General features: G+C 76.3%; 3 protein-coding genes. 2 read left to right on the forward strand and 1 reads right to left on the reverse strand.

The features are described from left to right. The first annotated feature begins 29 nt into the window (after window positions 1–29). Window positions 30–995 (forward strand): RNA polymerase sigma factor SigJ, encoded by a 966-nt coding sequence (gene sigJ, locus C1I99_RS30120; protein WP_111137562.1) that lies wholly within the window; start codon window positions 30–32, stop codon window positions 993–995. A gap of 51 nt (window positions 996–1,046) precedes the next feature. Here sigJ and C1I99_RS30125 read toward each other — a convergent pair whose 3' ends face one another. Next, window positions 1,047–1,553, reverse strand: a complete 507-nt coding sequence (locus tag C1I99_RS30125; protein ID WP_111137560.1) for a DUF402 domain-containing protein — start codon at window positions 1,551–1,553, stop codon at window positions 1,047–1,049. Between the two features lie 169 nt (window positions 1,554–1,722). Between C1I99_RS30125 and C1I99_RS30130 the strand changes: the two genes are divergently transcribed. Then, window positions 1,723–3,897: an ATP-dependent DNA helicase gene (locus C1I99_RS30130; RefSeq protein ID WP_111137561.1), complete on the forward strand. Its 2,175-nt coding sequence runs from the start codon at window positions 1,723–1,725 to the stop codon at window positions 3,895–3,897. The last annotated feature ends 86 nt before the right edge of the window (window positions 3,898–3,983 follow it).

Consider the following 3,983-nt stretch of genomic DNA (forward strand, 5'->3'; position numbering starts at 1 on the left):
GTGGGTGGAGTGGGTGGGGAGGAGTGGTGGTGCGTGATCTGGCTACGGAGTTCGAGGCCGAGCGGGGGCGGCTGCTGGCCGTCGCGTACCGGATGCTGGGCAGCCGCAGCGAGGCCGAGGACGCCGTGCAGGAGACCTGGCTGCGGTACGCCGCCGCCCTCGCCGACCCGGCGGCCCGCGCCGAGATCCGGCAGTTGCACGCCTGGCTGACCACCACCTGCGCGCGGATCTGCCTGGACGTGCTCCGCTCCGCCCGGGTACGGCGGGAGGCGTACCCGGGCCAGTGGCTGCCCGAGCCGATGGTGACGCCGCTCGACGCGGGCCCCCGTACCGACGGTTTCGCGCCCGACCCGGCCGAGCGGGCCGTCCGCGCCGATCAGGTCAGCACCGCGCTGCTGGTGGTACTGGAGCGGCTCACGCCGGAGCAGCGGGTCGCCTTCGTGCTGCACGACGTCTTCGCCGTGCCGTTCACCCGGATCGCCGAGGTGCTCGGCACCAGCGACGCCGCCGCCCGGCAACTGGCCTCCCGGGCCCGCCGGGCGGTCAACGCCCCCGAGGCGCCCCGGCACACCGCCGACGCGGCCGAGCAGCGCCGGGTCGTCGCCGCGTTCGCCGCCGCCGCCGAGTCGGGCGAGCTGGCCGAGCTGGTCAAGGTGCTCGCCCCGGACGTGATGCTGATCGGCGACAGCGGCGGGCACTTCCCGGCCGCCCGGCGCCCGGTGGTCGGCGCAGACGCGGTGGGCCGGTTCATCCTCGGTCTCTTCGGCCGGGCCGGCCGCTACGGCGGCCTGTTGCGGGCCCGCCCAGTGCTGGTCGACGGCGTACTCGGGCTCCACCTGGAGACGGTGCACTCCGACGGCCGGCCGCTACGACTGGTGAGCTCGTTCGCGGTGCACGAGGGCCGGGTGGCCGGCGTCTTCAACCAGCTCAACCCGGACAAGGTTGGCGACCTGCCGCCGCTCGACGCGGACGACGTCTGGCCGCTGCGCTGGTGACGCCGCGCCGCGGGTGGCCGGCCGGCGCGCGGGCGGCCGGCGGCCGGCGGCTCAGACCACCAGGGCCAGCCACTTCCGGTACGAGGTGGCGAACGGCTCCGTGCCGTCGCCGAGCGCGCCGAGGAGCCACCGCGCCGCCGCCTCCGCCTCGACCACCAGGTCGTCGGGGTAGCCGAACCGGGCCCGATGCTCGGCGAACTCGTCCTCGTCGCGCAGCTCGACGGCGCCGGTGGCCCGCCGGCGGACCACGTCGAGGTCCAAATCGACCAGGTGGACGGTGTCGTCGTTCTCCCACCGGGCGGGGCTGGCGATGTCGCAGTAGACCTCGCTGGTTCGCGGCGGCGGGTTGAACATGCCGGTCCACCAGGCCTGCCGCGGCACCAGGAGCACGAACGGGATCTGCTCCACCGAGGGCCGGCCGTGGTAGACCGACCTGGTGCCGGCGGGTACTCCGAGCCAGACACCGAGGTCGTCCTCGGCGAGGCGGCGGGCCGGGTAGTCGCGGTGGGCGCTGCCGTCGTACTTGCGGTAGATCACGCGGACCACATCGCTCGGCATGAGTCGCACCCTAACCGATACCGCCCAACGGTCGCCGCACGGGAAGTAACCGGGCGCCGCCGGAGCGTCCGTACCGTGATGTCGCAGCGCCAGCGCGACCCGCACCGGGGCATGTCGCCACGCCGGGACGGACGCGGCCCGTGTCGGCTCCGCCCGGTACCGTCGCACGGTGACTCCGCTCCGCACCGCCGCCGGTTCCGCCGCCCCGCCGCCCCGCACCGGCCGGCGCCGGGGCGCCCGGCCCAGCGGTGCTGACCTGCTCGCCGCCGCCGTCGGCGCGGTGCCCGGCGGCGCCGCCCGCCCAGGCCAGCAGCAGATGGCGGCCGCCATCGAGGAGTGCGTGGCCGCCCGCGAACACCTGCTGGTACAGGCCGGCACCGGCACCGGCAAGTCGCTGGCCTACCTCGCTCCGGCGCTGACCGTGGACGGTCCGGTGGTGGTCTCCACGGCCACCCTGGCGCTGCAGTCCCAGCTGGTCGACCACGACCTGCCCCGGCTGGCGGACGCCGTGGAGCCGCTGCTCAGCCGGCGGCCCACCTTCGCGGTGTTGAAGGGGCGGCACCACTACCTCTGCCTGGCCCGGCTGGACAACTCGACGGAAGCCGAGCCGGAGGATGCCCTCTTCGACGCCCCGGCCCCGCGCCCGGGCGGCGGCAACAGGTGGCTCGGCGAGGCGGGGCGGCTCGGCAAGCAGGTCCAGCGGCTGCGCGACTGGGCGATGGAGACCGACACCGGCGACCGCGACGAGCTTGACCCGGGCGTTGACGACCAGGCGTGGCGGCTGGTCTCGATGCCGGCTCGGGAGTGCGTCGGGGCGTCCCGCTGCCCGTTCGGCGCCGAGTGCTTCGCCGAGGCGTCCCGGGCGCGGGCCCGCGAGGCCGACATCGTGGTCACCAATCACAGCCTGCTCGCGGTGGACATGCTCGCCGGCCGGCAGATCGTGCCGCCGCACAAACTGCTGATCGTCGACGAGGCGCACGAGCTGGCCGACCGGGTCTCCTCCGCCGCGCAGGCCGAGCTGGTGCCCGAGCTGATCGACCGGTCCGCCCGACGGGCCCGGCCACTGCTGCGACCGGAGACCGCCGAGGCGTTGACCGCGGCGGGCGACGCCCTCGCGGTCGGGCTGGCCGAGGCGCCCGCCGGGCGGATCACCGCCGGGCTGCCCGCGCCGCTTCGTGAGGCGTGCACCCTGCTCGACGCGGCCACCCGGGCGGCGCTCGACGTGATGGGTGACGTCAAGGCCGACGACCCCGACCCGGTGCGCAAGCAGCAGGCCAAGGCGGTGCTCGACGAGCTGTCCGACACCGCGCAGCGGCTGCTGGACGAGGCCGACCATGACGTGGCCTGGGTGGAGAGGAACGACACCACCGGCCGCCGGGCGCTGGTGGTGGCGCCGCTCTCGGTCGCCGGCACCCTCGCCACCCACCTGTACGACGAGCGCACCGTGGTCGCCACCTCGGCGACCCTGACACTCGGCGGCCGGTTCGACACGGTGGCCCGGGCACTCGGTCTCGACGCGCCCCCGTCGCCTCCGCCGACGCCGGCCGCCGCCGCCCTGGCCGCCCGGTCCGCCGGCCGGCCCCCCGCCGACACCGGTCCCTCCCCCGCTGGCGCTGGCGCGGCGGGTGCCGCCGGATCGGCAGGCACGGCGGGTGTGCCGGCCACCTCGGGGCCGGGCTGGCGATCACTCGACGTGGGCTCCCCGTTCGACTACGCCCGGCAGGGCATCCTCTACGTCGCCGCGCACCTGCCCCGGCCCAGCGTCTCCGGGCTGCCCGACGCGGCCGGCGAGGAGCTGCTCGGGCTGGTGACCGCGCTCGGCGGGCGTACGCTCGGGCTCTTCTCCTCCCGACGGGCCGCGCAGCAGGCCGCGGAGCTGCTCCGCGCGCGGACCGACCTGCCGATCCTGCTCCAGGGCGAGGAGTCGCTGCCGCTGCTGGTGCGCCGGTTCCGGGAGGAGCGCTCCAGCTGCCTGTTCGGGGTGATGTCGCTCTGGCAGGGGGTGGACGTGCCGGGCGACGCCTGCCAGCTGGTGGTCATCGACCGGCTGCCGTTCCCCCGGCCGGACGAGCCGCTCGCCGCGGCCCGGGCCGCCGCGGTGGACGCCACCGGTGGCTCCGGCTTCGCCGCGGTGAGCGTGCCGATCGCCGCGGTACGGCTCGCCCAGGGTGTGGGCCGGCTGATCAGGGCGACCGGCGACCGGGGCGTGGTCGCGGTGCTCGACTCGCGGCTGGAGACGGCCCGCGGCTACGGCCCGTTCCTGCGCCGCTCGCTACCACCGTTCTGGTACACCACCCGCCCCGAGGTAGCCCGCGGCGCCCTCGAACGCCTCGCCAGGGCCTGACCCGCCACCCAGCCGCTGGGATCCCTGACGCCGACGCCGGCACACCTGGACCTGCCGGATCGGCGGCCCGCCACCACCCGCTCCCC

It is taken from the genome of Micromonospora deserti, assembly GCF_003236335.1.
Classification (GTDB): domain Bacteria; phylum Actinomycetota; class Actinomycetes; order Mycobacteriales; family Micromonosporaceae; genus Micromonospora; species Micromonospora deserti.

Excerpts from the sequence above, each read along its gene's own strand:
- C1I99_RS30125 (WP_111137560.1), bottom strand. The coding sequence starts at position 1,553 with ATGCCGAGCGATGTGGTCCGCGTGATCTACCGCAAGTACGACGGCAGC.